Annotated in this window: 16 protein-coding genes; 8 read left to right on the top strand and 8 right to left on the bottom strand. The window is 71.5% G+C overall.

Going from position 1 to position 17,526, the window contains the following annotated elements; translation table 11 throughout:
* Window positions 1-455: 455 nt before the first annotated feature.
* On the bottom strand, window positions 456-1,604 hold the full coding sequence (gene dusB, locus ACFYW1_RS09115) for a tRNA dihydrouridine synthase DusB (RefSeq protein WP_388989377.1): 1,149 nt from the start codon (window positions 1,602-1,604) through the stop codon (window positions 456-458).
* A 70-nt stretch (window positions 1,605-1,674) separates the two neighbouring features.
* On the opposite strand from dusB, the gene ACFYW1_RS09110 reads away from it, so the two are divergent.
* Complete coding sequence (locus tag ACFYW1_RS09110; protein ID WP_388989374.1) at window positions 1,675-3,156, top strand: MFS transporter; 1,482 nt, start codon at window positions 1,675-1,677, stop codon at window positions 3,154-3,156.
* Between the two features lie 69 nt (window positions 3,157-3,225).
* Here ACFYW1_RS09110 and ACFYW1_RS09105 read toward each other — a convergent pair whose 3' ends face one another.
* Window positions 3,226-4,161 carry a helix-turn-helix transcriptional regulator gene (locus tag ACFYW1_RS09105; RefSeq protein ID WP_388989371.1) on the bottom strand — a complete coding sequence of 312 codons (936 nt, stop codon included), beginning with the start codon at window positions 4,159-4,161 and terminating at the stop codon, window positions 3,226-3,228.
* Window positions 4,162-4,310: 149 nt separating this feature from the next.
* Here ACFYW1_RS09105 and ACFYW1_RS09100 point away from each other — a divergent pair, with 149 nt between their 5' ends.
* Entirely contained in the window at window positions 4,311-5,732 is a 1,422-nt protein-coding gene (locus ACFYW1_RS09100; RefSeq protein WP_388990140.1) for an MFS transporter, read from the top strand.
* 80 nt (window positions 5,733-5,812) lie between these two features.
* Here the strand turns inward: ACFYW1_RS09100 and ACFYW1_RS09095 are convergent, their stop codons facing one another.
* Entirely contained in the window at window positions 5,813-6,070 is a 258-nt protein-coding gene (locus ACFYW1_RS09095) for a DUF6243 family protein (RefSeq protein WP_388989368.1), read from the bottom strand.
* A 241-nt stretch (window positions 6,071-6,311) separates the two neighbouring features.
* A complete protein-coding gene (locus tag ACFYW1_RS09090) occupies window positions 6,312-7,694 on the bottom strand; it encodes a glycine--tRNA ligase (RefSeq protein ID WP_356931357.1) in 1,383 nt (460 codons plus the stop codon).
* A 221-nt stretch (window positions 7,695-7,915) separates the two neighbouring features.
* Here ACFYW1_RS09090 and ACFYW1_RS09085 point away from each other — a divergent pair, with 221 nt between their 5' ends.
* The 4 genes from ACFYW1_RS09085 to ACFYW1_RS09070 are packed head-to-tail and all read left to right on the top strand — an operon-like array spanning window position 7,916 to window position 11,125.
* The gene (locus ACFYW1_RS09085) at window positions 7,916-8,899 is read left to right on the top strand and encodes a metal ABC transporter substrate-binding protein (RefSeq protein ID WP_388989364.1); all 984 of its coding nucleotides are present in this window, start codon (window positions 7,916-7,918) and stop codon (window positions 8,897-8,899) included.
* Between the two features lie 38 nt (window positions 8,900-8,937).
* Entirely contained in the window at window positions 8,938-9,720 is a 783-nt protein-coding gene (locus tag ACFYW1_RS09080) for a metal ABC transporter ATP-binding protein (protein ID WP_388989361.1), read from the top strand.
* Between the two features lie 2 nt (window positions 9,721-9,722).
* Window positions 9,723-10,631: a metal ABC transporter permease gene (locus ACFYW1_RS09075; protein WP_388989358.1), complete on the top strand. Its 909-nt coding sequence runs from the start codon at window positions 9,723-9,725 to the stop codon at window positions 10,629-10,631.
* Window positions 10,632-10,690: 59 nt separating this feature from the next.
* Window positions 10,691-11,125 carry a Fur family transcriptional regulator gene (locus ACFYW1_RS09070; protein WP_388989355.1) on the top strand — a complete coding sequence of 145 codons (435 nt, stop codon included), beginning with the start codon at window positions 10,691-10,693 and terminating at the stop codon, window positions 11,123-11,125.
* A gap of 54 nt (window positions 11,126-11,179) precedes the next feature.
* Here the strand turns inward: ACFYW1_RS09070 and ACFYW1_RS09065 are convergent, their stop codons facing one another.
* The 4 genes from ACFYW1_RS09065 to leuA all read right to left on the bottom strand — a co-directional run bounded on the left by ACFYW1_RS09065 (window position 11,180) and on the right by leuA (window position 15,547).
* On the bottom strand, window positions 11,180-12,001 hold the full coding sequence (locus tag ACFYW1_RS09065) for an isoprenyl transferase (RefSeq protein ID WP_388989352.1): 822 nt from the start codon (window positions 11,999-12,001) through the stop codon (window positions 11,180-11,182).
* 36 nt (window positions 12,002-12,037) lie between these two features.
* Complete coding sequence (gene recO / locus ACFYW1_RS09060; RefSeq protein ID WP_148835028.1) at window positions 12,038-12,784, bottom strand: DNA repair protein RecO; 747 nt, start codon at window positions 12,782-12,784, stop codon at window positions 12,038-12,040.
* A gap of 58 nt (window positions 12,785-12,842) precedes the next feature.
* Window positions 12,843-13,520 carry a TerB family tellurite resistance protein gene (locus ACFYW1_RS09055; RefSeq protein WP_388990138.1) on the bottom strand — a complete coding sequence of 226 codons (678 nt, stop codon included), beginning with the start codon at window positions 13,518-13,520 and terminating at the stop codon, window positions 12,843-12,845.
* A 239-nt stretch (window positions 13,521-13,759) separates the two neighbouring features.
* Window positions 13,760-15,547, bottom strand: a complete 1,788-nt coding sequence (leuA, locus tag ACFYW1_RS09050) for a 2-isopropylmalate synthase (protein WP_388989348.1) — start codon at window positions 15,545-15,547, stop codon at window positions 13,760-13,762.
* A 294-nt stretch (window positions 15,548-15,841) separates the two neighbouring features.
* Here leuA and ACFYW1_RS09045 point away from each other — a divergent pair, with 294 nt between their 5' ends.
* Together ACFYW1_RS09045 and ACFYW1_RS09040 are read left to right on the top strand one after the other, a co-directional pair.
* The gene (locus tag ACFYW1_RS09045; RefSeq protein WP_388989345.1) at window positions 15,842-16,918 is read left to right on the top strand and encodes a M4 family metallopeptidase; all 1,077 of its coding nucleotides are present in this window, start codon (window positions 15,842-15,844) and stop codon (window positions 16,916-16,918) included.
* 47 nt (window positions 16,919-16,965) lie between these two features.
* The gene (locus tag ACFYW1_RS09040) at window positions 16,966-17,232 is read left to right on the top strand and encodes a protealysin inhibitor emfourin (RefSeq protein WP_388989342.1); all 267 of its coding nucleotides are present in this window, start codon (window positions 16,966-16,968) and stop codon (window positions 17,230-17,232) included.
* The last annotated feature ends 294 nt before the right edge of the window (window positions 17,233-17,526 follow it).

The following is a 17,526-nucleotide window of genomic DNA, read 5'->3' as shown; positions in this document are numbered from 1 at the left end:
GATGAAGTTCTCAGGGTGGCGAGAATCACTCTACGGGCGATGCTCAGATGTCACCATCCGGACGCCTGATCGGCGAGTGGATATCACTTAGTGATCATCAGGAGTGAGCCGAGCGTGAGACGAGCCGGAGCATGATGCCCGTTCCCGATGAGTTCGAGGCGCGCCCCGACCGAACCATTGCCGAATCCGGCCGGATGAAGCGCTCAGATGAGCGAGGCAAAAGAAGAGGCACGCGGTGCCCATGGCGCCGCGTGCCCAGAGGGACGGGAGAAGGCCCGGGGAGAGCCCGGAGAAGGCCCGGGAAGGGTCGGAACGGGTCCGGAGAAGGCCCGGGAAGGCCCGGGAAGGCCCGGAGAATGCTCGGAACGGGAAGCGGGGCCCGGGAACCCTCCCCGGACCCCGCTCCCGGCCGCCCTCGCTCGCCCTCGGCAACCCTCGGCCGCCCTCAGCCGCCCTCAGCCGCCCGAGGTGTCCAGCTCCGCGTCCGGGCTGACGCCCGCGCAGTCGTACGGGTCCTTCAGCCAGCCGTCCGGCAGCACCACGCGGTTGTTGCCCGAGGTGCGCCCGCGCGGCCCGTCCGCGCCGTCCGGCCACGACTGGTCCAGGTCCAGCTCCGCGAGCTGTCCGGCCAGCTCCTCCAGCGAGGAGGTGATCGCGAGTTTCTTGCGCATCTCGGAGCCGACCGAGAAGCCCTTGAGGTACCAGGCGACGTGCTTGCGGAAGTCGATCACACCCCGCGTCTCGTCGCCGATCCACTCGCCGAGCAGCGTCGCGTGCCGCACCATGACGTCGGCGACCTCGCGCAGCCCCGGCGCCTCGCGCTTCCCCGTGCCCTCGAAGGCGTTCACCAGGTCGCCGAAGAGCCAGGGCCGGCCCAGGCAGCCGCGCCCCACGACCACGCCGTCGCAGCCGGTCTCGCGCATCATCCGCAGCGCGTCGTCCGCGCACCAGATGTCGCCGTTGCCGAGGACGGGGATCTCCGGGACGTGCTCCTTGAGCCGGGCGATGGCGTCCCAGTCGGCGGTCCCGCCGTAGTGCTGGGCGGCCGTCCTGCCGTGCAGGGCGACGGCCGTGACGCCTTCCTCGACCGCGATCCGGCCCGCGTCCAGGTAGGTGGTGTGGTCGTCGTCGATGCCCTTGCGCATCTTGATGGTGACCGGCAGGTCGCCCGCGTTGGAGACCGCCTCGCCGAGGATCGCGCGCAGCAGCGGCCGCTTGTACGGGAGGGCCGATCCGCCGCCCTTGCGGGTCACCTTGGGGACCGGGCAGCCGAAGTTCAGGTCGATGTGGTCGGCGAGGTCCTCGTCGACGATCATCCGGACGGCCTTGCCGACGGTGACCGGGTCCACTCCGTACAGCTGGATCGAGCGCGGGGTCTCGCTCGCGTCGAAGTGGATGAGCTGCATGGTCTTCTCGTTGCGCTCGACCAGCGCCCGCGTGGTGATCATCTCACTGACGAACAGCCCCTTGCCGCCGGAGAACTCCCGGCACAGGGTGCGGAAGGGGGCGTTGGTGATGCCGGCCATGGGGGCCAGCACCACGGGCGGCTGCACCGTGTGCGGGCCGATTTGGAGCTGCGGGAGCGAGGGGGCGAGCGTGGTCATTGCTCCATTGTCGCGTACCGGGCGACGCGGCCCACCGGCGGAGTTCGTTAGTTAAACGTACTATCCATGTATGCCTGAGCTGAGCCCCCGCCGACGGCAGTTGGTACTGGCGATCTGCTGCATGAGCCTGCTGATCGTCAGCCTCGACAACACCGTGCTCAATGTCGCCCTGCCCGCCATGCAGAAAGAGCTGCACGCCACCGTCGCGGGCATGCAGTGGACGATCGACGCCTACACCCTCGTCCTGGCCTCGCTGCTGATGCTCGCGGGCTCCACCGCCGACCGGATCGGACGCCGGAAGGTCTTCCAGGCCGGGCTCGTCCTGTTCACCCTCGGTTCGCTGCTCTGCTCGCTGGCGCCGAACCTGGAGTCGCTGGTGGCCTTCCGGATGGTGCAGGCGGTGGGCGGCTCGATGCTCAACCCCGTCGCGATGTCGATCATCACCAACACCTTCACCGACCCGCGCGAGCGGGCCCGCGCCATCGGGGTGTGGGGCGGTGTCGTCGGCATCTCCATGGCCGCCGGGCCCATCGTCGGCGGTCTGCTGGTGGACTCGGTCGGCTGGCGGTCGATCTTCTGGGTCAATCTGCCGGTCGGGATCGTCGCGTTCCTGCTCACCTGGCGCTACGTCCCCGAGTCCCGCGCCCCGCGGCCGCGCCGCCCCGACCCGGTGGGACAACTGCTGGTGATCGGGCTGCTCGGCTCGCTGACGTACGCGATCATCGAGGCGCCCTCGGCGGGCTGGACCTCGGCCCGCATCCTGGTCTTCGCCGCGCTCGCCGCGGGCTCGCTCGCCGGACTGCTGCTGTACGAGCCCCGCCGCGCCGACCCCCTCATCGACCTGCGGTTCTTCCACAGCGCCCCGTTCAGCGGCGCCACCGCCATCGCGGTCTGCTCGTTCGCCGCGCTGAGCGGGTTCCTCTTCCTCAACACCCTGTACCTGCAGAACGTGCGCGGGCTGAGCGCCCTGCACGCCGGTCTGTACATGCTGCCGATGGCGGCCCTCACCTTCGTCTGCGCGCCGCTCTCGGGGCGGCTCGTCGGCAGCCGCGGGCCCCGGCTTCCGCTGCTCGTGGCGGGCGTGGCCATGACGGCGTGCGGGGTGCTGTTCGCCGCGCTCGACGCGGAGACGGACGACGCCCTGCTGTTCACCGGCTTCGTGCTGTTCGGGCTCGGCTTCGGCATGGTGAACGCGCCGATCACCAACACCGCCGTCTCCGGGATGCCGCGCGCGCAGGCCGGGGTGGCGGCCGCGGTCGCCTCGACCAGCCGGCAGATCGGCGGGACGCTCGGGGTCGCCGTGATCGGCGCGGTGCTGGCGGCGGGGGTGGCGGGCACCGGGTCGCCGCGCGGCGCCGCGTACGCCGCCGCCTTCGCGGAGGCGAGCAGGCCCGCCTGGTGGATCATCGGCGGGTGCGGGCTGTGCGTGCTGCTGGTGGGGGCGCTGACCAGCGGGCGCTGGGCGCGGGAGACGGCCCGGCGGACCGCGGAGCGACTGGAGCCGAAGTCCGCCCCGGCCGGGGGGCTGACCTCGGCGGACTCCAGGTCCTGAGGGTCCGCCGGACGGCCTCTCCCGGGTGGCCCCCGGCAGGGCGCGAACGCCCGGTCGGAGGTCGTCCGGTCAGAGGCCCTCCGGCCGGAGCTCGTCCGACAGGCTCCGAAGGCGCCGCAGCCGCTGCGCCGTCTCCTCGTCGGCGGGGGCGTACGTCACCATGCGCGGCCCGGACGAAGGGCCGAGCCACAGATCGGTGTGTTCCAGGCGGAGCAGTCCGACGTGGGCGTTGCGGAAGACCTTGGTCCGGGAACCGGCGCCCACCACCTCGTGCCGTGCCCAGATCTCCCGGAACTCCGGCGAGAGCTCCAGCCGCTGGAGGAGTGCCTTCCACGCGGGCTCGGCCAGGTGCTCGGCCATCGCCCTGCGGAACTTGGCGGCCATCAGCCGGGTCACCCCGGGGAGGTCCACGACGGAGGAGCGCCACTGCGGGTCGGTGTACGCGAGGATCATGCAGTTGCGGTCCTCGGGGGCGACCGCGTCCAGGTCGCAGAGCAGCCGGGCGTAGGTCCTGTTGTACGCGAGGATGTCGTAGCGGCTGTTCTGGACGCAGGCCGGGATGGGGTCCAGCTGTTCCAGCATCCGGCGCAGCGCCGGGGTCACGCTCGGGCACTCCGTGCCCGGCGACGGGTCGACCGCCGCGGCCAGCGAGAAGAGGTGACCGCGCTCGCCGGGGTCGAGCAGCAGGGCGCGGGCGAGGGCGTCGAGGACCTGCGGCGAGACCTGGATGTCGCGGGCCTGTTCCAGCCAGGTGTACCAGGTGACGCCCACGGCGGAGAGCTGGGCGACCTCCTCGCGGCGCAGTCCGGGGGTGCGCCTGCGCGGTCCCCGGGGCAGCCCGACCTGTTCGGGGGTGATCCGCTCGCGGCGGCTGCGCAGGAAGCCCGCGAGCTCGTGCCGGCGGATCTCGGGCGCGGACGGCTCCGCGGGGCGCGGGAGGTCGTGCCCTGCCGGGGCCGGCCGCGTCCCCGGTGCCCCGGGCCGGTGCTGTGCCATCGTCGTCATACCTCCAGCGTGCCGAACGGACCGACGCCGTACCGGGTGCTCCTGGTACCAGGATAAGGACACTCTGGTACCAGGCTGGGCGAACGACGACGCTCGATGGCGTGAGTCAATCAACCGTACGGATCCAAGGCATCGCCTCCTCCCCCGCCGTGGTGCGGCACGACCGCCCCGCGCCGGTCCTCGGCGCGCTCGGGCTGTTCACCGTGCTGCTCGGGGCGGCGCTGCCGCTCATCGACTTCTTCATCGTGAACGTCGCCCTGCCGACGATCGACCGCGACCTGGCCGCCGGTCCCGCCGTGCTCGAACTGGTCGTCGCGGGGTACGGCCTGGCCTACGCCGTGCTCCTCGTGGTCGGCGGCCGGCTCGGCGACATGGCGGGGCGCCGCCGGCTCTTCCTGCTGGGCATCGCCGCCTTCGGCCTCACCTCGCTCGCCTGCGGGCTCGCCCCGGACGCCTGGACGCTCGTCGGCGCGCGGATCGCGCAGGGCGCCGCGGCCGCGCTGATGCTGCCGCAGGTGCTCGCCACCATCCAGGCGGCCACCTCGGGGCACCGCAGGGCACGGGCGATGAGTCTGTACGGGGCGACCGCCGGGCTCTCCATGGTCGCGGGCCAGATGCTCGGCGGGGTCCTCGTCGCCGCCGCGCCGCTGTCCTCGGTGTTCGGCCAGAGCGCGGGGTGGCGTTCGGTGTTCCTGGTGAACGTGCCGGTGGCGGCGGTGGGGCTGGTGCTGGCCGCCCGTGCCGTGCCGGAGACCCGCTCGGACCGGCCCGCGCCCGTCGACGTGCCGGGCACCCTGCTGCTGACCGCGTCGCTGGTGACGCTGCTCGCCCCGCTGACGGAGGGGCGCGCGGCCGGGTGGCCGGTGTGGACCTGGGTCAGCCTGGCCCTGTTCCCGTTCTCCGCGTACGCCTTCTACCGCGTCGAGCGGCGGGCCGACCGGCTCGGACGGGATCCGCTGGTGCCGCCGAGTCTGCTGCGGCTGGAGTCGCTGCGGCGCGGGCTGGCCCTGGTGGTGCCGTTCTCGATCGGCTTCGGCGGCTTCATGTTCGTCATCGCGGTCGCCCTCCAGCAGGGGTTGCGGCTGGGTCCGGCGGCGGCGGGGCTGGCGCTGGCCCCGATGGCGGCGGCCTTCTTCGCCGCGTCGCTGGCCGGTCCGCGGCTGGTGCGGCGGTACGGCAGCCGGGTCGTGACGGCCGGCGGGCTGATCCAGGCGGCGGGTGTGCTGGTGCTCGTGCTCACGGTGTGGGGGCGGTGGCCGGGGCTCGGGCCGCTGGGGCTGCTGCCGGGCATGGCGGTCGCCGGGCTGGGGCAGGGGCTCCAGCTGCCCGTCCTCTTCCGCATCGTGCTCTCCGGCGTACCGGCCGCGCGGGCCGGGGTGGGCGGCGGGGTGATGACGACGACCCAGCAGGCGTCGCTGGCGCTGGGCGTGGCCACGCTCGGCACCCTGTTCCTCTCCCTGGTCCCGGGCTCGGGCATGCGGGACGCGCTGGTCGTGACGCTGCTGGTGCAGCTGGCCGCGGTCGTGCTGACGATGCTGCTCAGTCTGCGACTGCCGCGCCGGGTGGTGTGAGCGCGGAACGTCGGGCAACGGGCGTGGGCCCGGATCACCAGGTGATCCGGGCCCACGGTCGTACGGGTGATGCGGAGGCGTCAGCTCCGGTCCGACGCGTCCTGACCGGCGGCGTCCGGCTGCGCGGAGGCGTCCGCGGTGTCCGGCTGCGCCTCGGGCGACGCGGGGGCCGTGTCCGCCTGCGCGCGCTCGCGCATCCTGCGCAGCAGCTCCTGCTTCTGGTCGGCCGCCGCCTTGCGGTCGGTGACGCGGGCGGAGCCCACGCCCTGCTGGTCGGCGCGGGACAGCTTCTTGCGCTGTCCGCCCACGCCGAGGAGGTTGTTGCGGCTCTTGGCCACGGTGTTCTCCCATTCATGGTGCGAAGTGAGGTCTGGGGCGACCTGGGTTCAGTCCGGTGGGCGGCGGGCGGCGGACCCGCCGCGCTCTCACTCGTAGATCTGGAAGAACGAATACATGGCGGCACCGTACCCCGGCCCGCTCCGTCGTCGCACCCGCTTTTCGCCCGGTCGGGCGCGGGCCCGGCGCGCACGAAGCCCCGGCTCCGTACGGGAGCCGGGGCTTCGTGCGTGGTGCGGTGGATCAGCAGCCGATGAGGCGGGCGGCGAGGTACGCCTGGATCTGGTCCAGGGAGACGCGCTCCTGCTTCATGGTGTCGCGCTCGCGCACGGTCACCGCGTTGTCGTCGAGGGTGTCGAAGTCGACGGTGACGCAGAACGGGGTGCCGATCTCGTCCTGACGGCGGTAGCGGCGGCCGATGGCGCCCGCGTCGTCGAACTCGATGTTCCAGTTCTTCCGCAGGTCGGCCGCGAGGCCCTTGGCCTTCGGCGACAGCTGCTGGTTGCGCGACAGCGGCAGGACGGCGACCTTGACCGGCGCCAGGCGCGGGTCGAGACGCATCACGGTGCGCTTCTCCATGACGCCCTTGGCGTTGGGCGCCTCGTCCTCGATGTAGGCGTCGAGGAGGAAGGCGAGCATCGCGCGCCCCACACCGGCCGCCGGCTCGATGACGTACGGGGTCCAGCGCTCGCCGGCCTCCTGGTCGAAGTAGAGCAGGTCGGTGCCCGATGCCTCGGAGTGCGCCTTGAGGTCGTAGTCCGTGCGGTTGGCGACGCCCTCCAGCTCACCCCACTCGCTGCCGCCGAAGCGGAAGCGGTACTCGATGTCGGCGGTGCGCTTGGAGTAGTGGGAGAGCTTCTCCTTCGGGTGCTCGTACCAGCGCATGTTCTCCTCGCGCATGCCGAGGTCCGTGTACCAGTTCCAGCGCTGGTCCATCCAGTACTGCTGCCACTCCTCGTCCTCGCCCGGCTTGACGAAGAACTCCATCTCCATCTGCTCGAACTCGCGGGTGCGGAAGATGAAGTTGCCCGGCGTGATCTCGTTGCGGAAGGACTTGCCCATCTGGGCGATGCCGAACGGCGGCTTCTTGCGCGAGGTCTGCAGGACCTGGCCGAAGTTGGTGAAGATGCCCTGGGCGGTCTCGGGGCGCAGGTAGGCGACCGAGCCGGAGTCCTGGGTCGGGCCGAGGTGGGTGGAGAGCAGGCCCGAGAACTGCTTGGGCTCGGTGAAGGTGCCCTTGTTGCCGCAGTTGGGGCAGTTGAGCTCGGCCAGGCCGTTCGCGGGCGCGTGACCGTGCTTCTCCTCGTACGCCTCCTCCAGGTGGTCGGCGCGGAAGCGCTTGTGGCAGGAGGTGCACTCGGTCAGCGGGTCGGTGAACGTGGCGACGTGGCCGGAAGCGGACCACACCTCGGGCGCCAGGATGACCGACGAGTCGATGCCGACCACGTCCTCGCGCGCGGTGACCATGTAGCGCCACCACTGGCGCTTGAGGTTCTCCTTCATCTCGACACCCAGCGGCCCGTAGTCCCAGGCGGCCCGCTGGCCTCCGTAGATCTCGCTGCAGGGGTAGACGAAGCCACGGCGCTTGCTCAGGCTGACGATGGAGTCGATCTTGTCGGCGGCCACGGTGCTCTCTTCATTACGACGACGAAAACGGACAGGGGTGACGCGAAGCGCCTCGGTGGGGGGTGGTGTTCGGGAGGCGGGTGGGCGAATACCTCAGATTACCGGCGGGCACGCCCCTCCGATCAAATCGGTACCGGCACGGCCGGTCACCACAGCCGGTCACATGGTCATCTCATCGGGCTTGTTGACAATCGTTTCCAGTTTTGTTGAAAATGACTGTCATGAACGTAAGCCGCCTCATACCCACCGCCGCCGTCGCCGGAGCGGTCGCCCTCGGCCTCACGGCCCTCACCGCCTGCTCCTCCTCGGACGCCGCCGACCGCAAGAACGGCGACAAACTGGACGTGGTGGCCTCGTTCTATCCGATGCAGTTCCTGGCCGAGCGCATAGGCGGCGACCACGTCTCCGTCACCACGCTGACCAAGCCGGGCGTCGAGCCGCACGACCTGGAGCTGAGCCCCCGGCAGATCGGCGGACTCACCGACGCCGACTACATCCTGTACCTCAAGGGCATCCAGCCCGCCGTGGACGACGCCATCGCGCAGTCCGGGGCGAAGGACGCCGTCGACGCCGCGAAGCTCACCACGCTGGAGAAGCACGGCACCGAGGCCGGCGCCGACGACCACGACCACGAGCACGGGGCCGAGGGCGACGACCACGGTCACGAACACGGCGACGAGGCCGGCGGCGATCCCCACATCTGGCTGGACCCGGTGAAGTACGCCGAGGTCGCCGAGGGCGTCGGCAAGTCCCTGGAGAAGGCCGACCCGGACCACGCCGCGGACTACCGCAAGAACACCCGGACCCTGGTCACCGAGCTCAATGGCCTGGACAAGGCGTTCGAGGACGGGCTGCGGAACACCGCCACCAAGACCTTCATCACCACCCACTCCGCCTTCGGCTACCTCGCCGAGCGCTACGGCCTCGTCCAGGAGGGCATCGCCGGCGTCGACCCCGAGGCCGAGCCCAGCCCCGCCCGGATCGACGAGATCCACACCATCGCGAAGAAGGACAGGGCCACCACCGTGTTCTTCGAGACGCTCGCCAGCGACAGGACCGCGAAGACCCTCGCCCGGGACACCGGCCTGAGGACCGACGTCCTGGACCCGCTCGAAGGAATCACGGACAAGTCCGAGGGCGCCGACTACACCGAGGTCATGCGGGCCAACCTCGCGGCCCTCCAGAAGGCGCTCGGCGCGAAGTGACCCACGCAACACCCGCCACAGCAGCATCGGAGGCGTCCATGTCCGAGTCCGGAAGCACCACGCCCGACCCCGTGATAGCCCTGCGGGGCGCCACGGCCACGCTCGGCGCGCGCCCGGTGCTGCGCGGCATCGACCTGACCGTCCACCGCGGCGAGGTCGTCGCCCTGCTCGGCGCCAATGGCTCGGGCAAGTCGACCGCCGTGCGCTCCGTCATCGGCCAGGTCCCGCTCACCGGCGGCTCCGTCGAACTGTTCGGCACCCCGCTGCGCCGCTTCCGCTCCTGGGCACGCGTGGGCTACGTGCCCCAGCGCACCACGGCGGCCGGCGGCGTCCCCGCCACGATCCGCGAGGTCGTCTCCTCCGGGCGGCTGTCCCGGGCCCGGCTGGGTCTGCTCCGCAGGGCCGACCGGGCCGCCGTCGACCGGGCCATCGAGCTGGTCGGCCTCGCCGACCGCGCCAGGGACTCGGTGGACGCCCTCTCCGGCGGCCAGCACCAGCGGGTGCTGATCGCCCGGGCGCTGGCCGCCGAACCGGAGCTGCTGATCATGGACGAGCCGATGGCCGGCGTCGACCTGGCCAGCCAGGAGATCCTCGCCTCGACCCTGCGCGAACAGGTCGCGGCCGGCACCACGGTCCTGCTCGTCCTGCACGAGCTGGGCCCCCTGGAGCCGCTGATCGACCGCGCGATCGTGCTGCGCGACGGCTGCGTGCTGCACGACGGGCCGCCCCCGAAGGCGCTGGGCCAGCACGCCCTGCCCGGCCACGACCACGTACACCCCCACGCGGCCTCCGAGCCCGTCCGGACGGGACTGCTGAGCTGATCATGGAATTCCTCGAACCCCCCTTCATGCAGCGGGCCCTGCTCGCCGCCGTACTGGTCGGCGTCATCGCCCCCTCCGTCGGCGTCTACCTCGTCCAGCGCCGCCAGGCCCTGATGGGCGACGGCATCGGGCACATCGCGATGACCGGTGTCGGCCTCGGCTTCCTGCTCTCCACCAGCCCGGTGTGGATGGCCACGGCCGTCGCCGTCGCGGGCGCCGTCGTGATGGAGCTGATCCGCTGGTACGGGCGCACCCGCGGCGACATCGCGCTGGCCATGCTGTTCTACGGCGGCATGGCGGGCGGCGTGCTGCTGATCAACCTCTCCGACACCGGCTCCAACGCCAACCTCACCTCGTACCTCTTCGGCTCCCTGGCCACGGTCTCCCCCGAGGACATCACCGCGATCTGCCTGCTGGCCGCCTTCGTGCTGCTGGTGACGCTGGGGCTGCGGCGGCAGCTGTTCGCGGTCAGCCAGGACGAGGAGTTCGCCCGGGTCACCGGACTGCCGGTGCGCGCGCTGAACCTGCTGATCGCCGTCACCGCCGCGGTGACCGTCACCGTGGCGATGCGGGTCGTCGGGCTGCTGCTGGTCAGCGCCCTGATGGTGGTGCCGGTCGCGGCCGCCCAGCAGATCTCCCGGTCCTTCAAGGTGACGTTCGTGCTGTCGGTCGCCATCGGTACGGCGGTGACCCTGGCCGGCACCGTGACCTCGTACTACCAGGACGTCCCGCCCGGCGCGACGATCGTGCTGCTGGCCATCGCGGTCTTCGTCGCCCTGACGGCGCTCGCGACCCCGCTGGCCAGGAGGCGCGCCCGGCACGACGACGCGGCGAGCCGGGAGTGCACCCTGGAGGTGGCGGCCGCGGAGGTGCCGGACGCCCGGCCCGCCGCGGACGATCTCCGGGTCTGAGGCCCCGGAGGGCTGGCACAATGGCCCGACACAGGTACGGGCGACACGAGGAGGCTGCTGTGGCGACGGCGCCGATCAGTGGAACGAACGCGGCCCCGGTACGCGGCCGGTCCACCCGGCAGCGGGCGGCGGTGGCCGCTGCGCTCGACGAGGTGGACGAGTTCCGCAGCGCCCAGGAGCTGCACGACGTGCTCAAGCACCGCGGCGACTCCGTCGGGCTGACCACCGTCTACCGCACGCTCCAGTCCCTCGCCGACGCGGGCGAGGTGGACGTGCTGCGCACCACGGACGGCGAGTCCGTGTACCGCCGCTGCTCGACCGGGGACCACCACCACCATCTGGTGTGCCGGATGTGCGGCAAGGCCGTGGAGGTCGAGGGTCCCGCCGTGGAGCAGTGGGCGGAGACGATCGCCTCCCAGCACGGGTACGTGAACGTCGCGCACACCGTGGAGATCTTCGGTACGTGCGCGGAGTGCGCGGCCGCCGGGGAGTGACGGCACGGACACGGCCGAGGAGCCCGGGGCGGCGCGCCCCGGGCTCCTCCGCGTTCACCCCGCGGGCTGCTGCGGCGCCTCCACCGCGCCGCCGAAGCGGCGGTCGCGCTGGGCGTACTCCAGGCAGGCCCGCCACAGGTCGCGGCGGTCGAAGTCCGGCCAGAGCACGTCCTGGAAGACCATCTCGGCGTAGGCGCTCTGCCAGATCAGGTAGTTGGAGGTGCGCTGCTCGCCGCTGGGGCGGACGAAGAGGTCGACGTCCGGCATGTCCGGGTAGTAGATGTACTTCGCGAAGGTCTTCTCGTTGACCTTGGACGGGTCCAGCTTCCCGGCCGCGACGTCCCGCGCGATGCGCTGCGCGGCGTCGGCGATCTCGGCCCGGCCGCCGTAGTTGACGCAGAAGTACAGCGTCATTTTGTCGTTGTCCTTGGTCTGCTCCTGGGCGACCTGGAGCTCCTGGACGACGGACTTCCACAGCTTGGGCATGCGGCCCACCCAGCGGATCCGGATGCCCAGCTCGTCCATCTCGTCGCGGCGGCGGCGGATGACGTCCCGGTTGAAGTTCATCAGGAACTTCACCTCCTCCGGGGACCGCTTCCAGTTCTCGGTGGAGAACGCGTACAGCGAGAGGTTCTTGACCCCCATCTCGATGCAGCCCTTGAGGACGTCCATGACGACGCCCTCGCCGACCTTGTGGCCCTCGGTGCGCGGCAGGCCGCGCTCCTTGGCCCAGCGGCCGTTGCCGTCCATCACGACGGCGACGTGCCTGGGCACCAGTTCGCCGGGGATCTTCGGGGGCGTGGCACCGGACGGGTGCGGCTCCGGGGTCTTGTATTCGCGCCGGTTACGGCCGCCGAGCATCCCGCGTACTGCCATGAAACTGTCTCGCTCCCTGTGCCTGATCTGCCTGTGTCACTTCTCTACGTACCGCAGCGAGCGCAGCCCGCGCTCCAGATGCCAGTGCAGATAGGCGGACACCAGTCCGCTCCCCTCCCTGACATGACGCGGTTCGCACGCGTCCGCCGTGTCCCAGTCGCCGCTGAGCAGGGCGCTCAGCAGGGTGACGGCCTCAGCCGAGGGTACGACGCTGCCGGGCACCCGGCAGTCGGCGCATATGACGCCGCCCGCCGCGACGGAGAAGAACCGGTTGGGTCCGGGCATTCCGCACCGCGCGCAGTCCCCGAAGCTGGGGGCGTAGCCGTTGACGGCGAGGGAGCGCAGCAGGAACGCGTCGAGGACCAGGTGCGGCTCGTGCTCGCCGCGGGCCAGCGTGCGCAGTCCGCCGACGAGCAGCAGGTACTGCTGGACCGCGGGTTCGCCCTCGTGGTCGGTGAACCGCTCGGCGGTCTCCAGCATCGCGGTGCCCGCGGTGTAGCGGGCGTAGTCGGTGACGATGCCGCCGCCGTACGGGGCGATCGTCTCGCTCTGGGTGCACAGCGGCAGGCCGCGGCCGATCAGTTCGCTGCCTCGGGCGAAGAACTGCACGTCGACGTGGGAGAAGGGTTCCAGCCGCGCGCCGAACTTGGACTTCGTGCGCCGCACCCCGCGGGCCACGGCCCGCACCCGGCCGTGGCCGCGGGTCAGGATCGTGATGATCCGGTCGGCCTCGCCCAGCTTCTGCGTGCGCAGCACCACGCCGTCGTCCCGGAACAAGCTCATGGGTCCATTGTCCGGTACGGAAACGGTTCCCCGGCCCGTTCTCCGCCCGGCCGGGGCGTCAGGAGGGGGTGCGGGCCGCCTCGGCGAGGAGCCGGGCGGTGTCCTCGGCGCCGATCCGCAGCGCGCCGCCGATCGTGGTCAGCACCTCGCGCTCGGCCGGTCCGTAGGGGCCGTCGGCGAGTGCGACCCGGGCGGCCTGGAGCAGGATCGATTCGCGTCCGGCGGCGGCCAGGTGCGGGGCGAGGGGGCCCAACGCCTCGTGCAGTTCGATGACGAGGGCCGCGCCGCACGCCTCGGCCGTGGGGTCGAGGGCGGGGCCGTGGCCGATGTCGGCGGCGAGGACCTCCACGACGGTGCGCAGCTGCTCCTCGGTGCAGTCGTCGAATCCGGCGCCGCGCACGATGGCCGCCGCGGTCTCCAGGACCGGGCGGGAGGTGGTGCCGCCCGCGGTGAGGACGCCGAGCACGGCGGTGTGGACGGCTTCCCTGAGCATGGTGGAGAGCCGGGTGGTGGTGGGGTGGTCGAGGGTGTCGGTGCCGAAGCGGTCCTGGCAGGCGGCGCATTCGACGACGGGGCCCACGGTGCCGCGCCGCAGCACCGGTACGCCGAGGACCGCGAAGCGGCGCCGGCCGACGACCCGGCGGTAGTTGCGGTCGCCGCCGCAGCCGGGGCAGAAGAACTCGCCGTCGCCCACGGGATCCCAGGCCGTGCGGATGCCGCAGATGCGCAGCTTCATGGCACGTCGTCCCAGGACCGTCCGCACGTCGAACACCTCCGTAACTCCCCCGTGGCCCGAAGGGCACGGGAGGTGCCCCCTCCGGCAACATTGCCGCGTGAACGTGATGTTAACCACAGTCGTGATGTGACGTCAGTACCCCGATCGCGACAACCACCCGGAGATGGCCGAACCCCGCCCACCGGACAGGGGTGGACGGGGTTCGGACCGGGCGGCTCACCGCCGCCGGAGCAACCGGGTCAGCGGGCGGCGCGGTTGACCGCGGAGACGACCGCCTCCAGCGAGGAACGCGTGGTGTTGGCGTCGATGCCGATGCCCCACAGGACCTTTCCGTCGATCGCGCACTCGATGTACGAGGCGGCCTGGGAGCTGGCGCCCTCGCTCATGGTGTGCTCGCTGTAGTCCAGCAGGCGGACGTCGATGCCGATGGCCTGCAGCGCTTCGAAGAAGGCGGAGATCGGACCGTTGCCGGTGCCGGTCAGCACGGTGTCCGTGCCGTCCACCGTCGCCTCGACGGTGATCGTGTCCCGGCCGTCGGTGCCGGTCGTGACCTGTCCGGTGCGGATGCGCACCCGGCCCCAGGTGTTCTCCGGGTTCGGCAGGTACTCGTCCTGGAAGGTGGCCCAGATCTGCGTCGGGGTGACCTCGCCGCCCTCGGCGTCCGTCTTGGCCTGAATGATCCGGGAGAACTCGATCTGCATCCGGCGCGGCAGGTCCAGCTTGTGGTCGTTCTTCAGGACGTAGGCGATTCCGCCCTTGCCGGACTGCGAGTTGACCCGGATGACGGCCTCGTAGCTGCGGCCGACGTCCTTCGGGTCGATCGGCAGGTAGGGCACCGCCCACTCGATGTCGTCGACCGTCTTCCCCCGGGCGGCCGCGTCGGCCTCCATGGCGTCGAAGCCCTTCTTGATGGCGTCCTGGTGGGAGCCGGAGAAGGCGGTGTAGACCAGGTCGCCCGCGTAGGGGTGGCGCGGGTGGACCTCCATCTGGTTGCAGTACTCGCTGGTGCGGCGGATCTCGTCGATCTGCGAGAAGTCGATCTGCGGGTCGACGCCCTGCGAGAACAGGTTCATGCCCAGGGTCACCAGGTCGACGTTGCCGGTGCGCTCGCCCTGGCCGAACAGGCAGCCCTCGACGCGGTCCGCGCCGGCCATCAGGGCCAGCTCGGCGGCGGCGACGGCGGTGCCCCGGTCGTTGTGCGGGTGGACGGACAGGCAGACGAACTCGCGGCGCGACAGGTTGCGCGACATCCACTCGAACCGGTCCGCGTGCGTGGAGGGCGTCGAACGCTCCACGGTGGCGGGCAGGTTGAGGATGATCTCGCGGCCCTCCTCCGGCTGCCAGACGTCGCAGACGGCCTCGCAGACCTCCAGGGCGAAGTCCAGCTCGGTGTCGGTGAAGATCTCGGGGCTGTACTGGTAGCCGAAGGTCGTCTCCGGGCCCAGCAGCTTCTCCGCGTACTCCATGACCAGCCGGGTGCCGTCCACGGCGATCTGCTTGATGTCCTCCTTCGAGCCGCGGAAGACGACCCGGCGGAAGGTGGGTGCCGTGGCGTTGTACAGGTGCACGGTGGCGCGGTGGGCGCCGACCAGGGACTCCACGGTCCGCTCGATCAGGTCCTCGCGGGCCTGGGTCAGGACGGAGATGGTCACGTCCTCGGGGATCGCGCCCTCTTCGATGATGGAGCGGACGAACGCGAAGTCGGTCTCGCCGGAGGACGGGAAGCCGACCTCGATCTCCTTGTAGCCCATGCGTACGAGCAGGTCGAACATCTCGCGCTTGCGGGCCGGCGACATGGGGTCGATCAGGGCCTGGTTGCCGTCGCGCAGGTCGGTGGACAGCCAGCGGGGGGCGACGGTGATCCGGTTGTCCGGCCAGGTGCGATCGGGGATGTCGACGGCCTCGTACACGCCGTACTTGTGGATCGGCATCCCGGAGGGCTTCTGCAGCCGCGTCGCGTTGGTGATCGGCGTGGGGCGGCCGACGGGGGCTGCGGCGGTGGTCTGGGCGGGATCTGCGGCGGTCATGGCGTAGGGCTCCTCGGGGTCCAACCGATGGGACGGCCGACTGTGTCGCTGCAACACAAGACTCCGCGGGGAGGGGGTCGGCCTACGACTACAGGCCCTCGCCGCGGCAGCTAAGAAGAAGCAGCCCGAAACGCATGATGCGACGAGGTTAACCGAGAGGCTCCTGATGCGTCGGTCCCGTATCAGTATGCGGGACCGGCGACAGGAAACGCCCAACAGTGACGGATCACTCCATTTCGTCAATCCTGGGCCGTTTCAGTGACATCGCCGTCACCCGGTGTCACAGTCGACCGTATGCCGACTCAGTCTCAGCACGGGTTCCACCCCGTCTTCTGCACCATCGTCCCGCCCCACCTCCTCGACAAGCTGTCCCAGTCCGACAACCCCGATCTCGCCGGTCCCGCCCGCCGCACCCTGGAGGCCGACGCTGCCCGCCGCACCCGGCGCCAGATGGCCACGGTCGTCACCGTGCCCGCCTCCCCCGAGGCGGACGGCGAGGTGTCCGACAAGCCCGACCGCACGCTCTACGACTGCCGCAACGGCACCCAGCTGCCCGGTACCAAGGTCCGCGGCGAGGGCGAGGACCCGACGCAGGACGCCAGCGTCAACCGCGCGTACGCGGGCCTCGGCTCCACCTTCGAACTGCTGCTCAAGGTGTACGGCCGCCGTTCGATCGACGGCAACGGACTGCCGCTGATCGGTTCCGTGCACTACGACGAGAAGTACAACAACGCCTTCTTCGACGGCGAGCAGATGGTCTTCGGCGACGGGGACGGCGAGATCTTCGTGGACTTCACCGTCGCCATCGACGTGATCGCCCACGAACTGACCCACGGCCTGACCCAGTACACCGCCAACCTGAGCTACTACGGCCAGTCCGGCGCGCTCAACGAGTCGATGTCCGACGTCTTCGGTTCCCTGGTCAAGCAGTACACCCTGGGCCAGAGCGCCGACCAGGCCGACTGGCTGATCGGCGCCGAGCTGCTGGCGCCGGACGTCCAGGGCGTCGCCCTGCGCTCGATGAAGGCGCCGGGCACCGCGTACGACGACGACGTGCTCGGGAAGGACCCGCAGCCGGCGTCGATGGAGGACTACATCCACACCGGCGACGACAACGGCGGGGTGCACCTCAACTCCGGCATCCCGAACCGCGCGTTCTACCTGCTGGCGACGGCGCTCGGCGGCAACGCGTGGGAACGCGCCGGACAGCTCTGGTTCGATGTGCTCACAGGTGGTCAACTGGCCGTGGACGCCGACTTCGCGGACTTCGCCCGGCTGACGGTCGCCGCGGCCCGCAGCCGCTTCGGGGAGGGCGACGAGACCGAGGCCGTCCTGAAGGCGTGGTCGGAGGTGGGCGTCCCGACCGCGTAGGGCGATCCGGCCCGCGCGGCCCCGCCCGGCGACGAAGGACACAGCACATGCGGATTCAGGTGAGCAGGACCGGCGGTTTCACCGGTGTCGCGCGGCGACGCGAGGTCGACACCGCCGGACTGACCGACGCGCGGGAGTGGGAGGCACTGGCCGAGTCGGCCCTCGCCTCGGGCCACGACGCCCCGCCCGACGGCGTGCCGGACGGCTTCCGGTACCGGATCACGGTCGGCGACCGTACGGTCCACTGCGCGGACCCGAAGCTGACCGACGCGCAGCGGGCGCTGGTCTCCCGCGTGCTGAAGGAGGGCGCGTGAGGCCGGTTCCTCCCCGGCCGCGCGTGGGGCCGGTTCCTCCCGGCTGACGCCGTCGGGGGGGGGGGGGGGGGCCCCCCCCCCCCCCCCCCCGCCCGGCGGGGCCCCCCCCGGGGGGGGGGGCCCCCGCCCCCCCGCCCGGGGGCGGCCCTGTCTACCTGAGCCACGAGCTATAGGGGGGACCTATGTTGTATCTCCGCTATCTACTGCACACCCCCCCCGCCCCGGGCGCGCCGCCGGGCCCCGTCGCCCTGGTGGCCCGGGGCGACCGGGTCGAGGTGGTGGCGGTCGGCGACG

The organism is Streptomyces sp. NPDC002669 (assembly GCF_042889165.1).
In the GTDB taxonomy this organism is placed as follows: Bacteria; Actinomycetota; Actinomycetes; order Streptomycetales; family Streptomycetaceae; genus Streptomyces.
Note: the sequence above shows the minus strand (reverse complement) of the source record. Positions and strands in the feature narration are given on the sequence as shown.

What these genes read in the sequence shown, in the direction of transcription:
- dusB (WP_388989377.1), bottom strand. Translation starts at nt 1,604, where the DNA reads ATGACCACGCTCGCCCCCTCGCTCCCGCAGCTCCAAATCGGCCCGCAC.
- ACFYW1_RS09110 (WP_388989374.1), top strand. Translation starts at nt 1,675, where the DNA reads ATGCCTGAGCTGAGCCCCCGCCGACGGCAGTTGGTACTGGCGATCTGC.
- ACFYW1_RS09105 (WP_388989371.1), bottom strand. Translation starts at nt 4,161, where the DNA reads ATGACGACGATGGCACAGCACCGGCCCGGGGCACCGGGGACGCGGCCG.
- ACFYW1_RS09085 (WP_388989364.1), top strand. Translation starts at nt 7,916, where the DNA reads ATGAACGTAAGCCGCCTCATACCCACCGCCGCCGTCGCCGGAGCGGTC.
- ACFYW1_RS09080 (WP_388989361.1), top strand. Translation starts at nt 8,938, where the DNA reads ATGTCCGAGTCCGGAAGCACCACGCCCGACCCCGTGATAGCCCTGCGG.
- ACFYW1_RS09075 (WP_388989358.1), top strand. Translation starts at nt 9,723, where the DNA reads ATGGAATTCCTCGAACCCCCCTTCATGCAGCGGGCCCTGCTCGCCGCC.
- ACFYW1_RS09065 (WP_388989352.1), bottom strand. Translation starts at nt 12,001, where the DNA reads ATGGCAGTACGCGGGATGCTCGGCGGCCGTAACCGGCGCGAATACAAG.
- recO (WP_148835028.1), bottom strand. Translation starts at nt 12,784, where the DNA reads ATGAGCTTGTTCCGGGACGACGGCGTGGTGCTGCGCACGCAGAAGCTG.
- ACFYW1_RS09055 (WP_388990138.1), bottom strand. Translation starts at nt 13,520, where the DNA reads ATGAAGCTGCGCATCTGCGGCATCCGCACGGCCTGGGATCCCGTGGGC.
- leuA (WP_388989348.1), bottom strand. Translation starts at nt 15,547, where the DNA reads ATGACCGCCGCAGATCCCGCCCAGACCACCGCCGCAGCCCCCGTCGGC.
- ACFYW1_RS09045 (WP_388989345.1), top strand. Translation starts at nt 15,842, where the DNA reads ATGCCGACTCAGTCTCAGCACGGGTTCCACCCCGTCTTCTGCACCATC.
- ACFYW1_RS09040 (WP_388989342.1), top strand. Translation starts at nt 16,966, where the DNA reads ATGCGGATTCAGGTGAGCAGGACCGGCGGTTTCACCGGTGTCGCGCGG.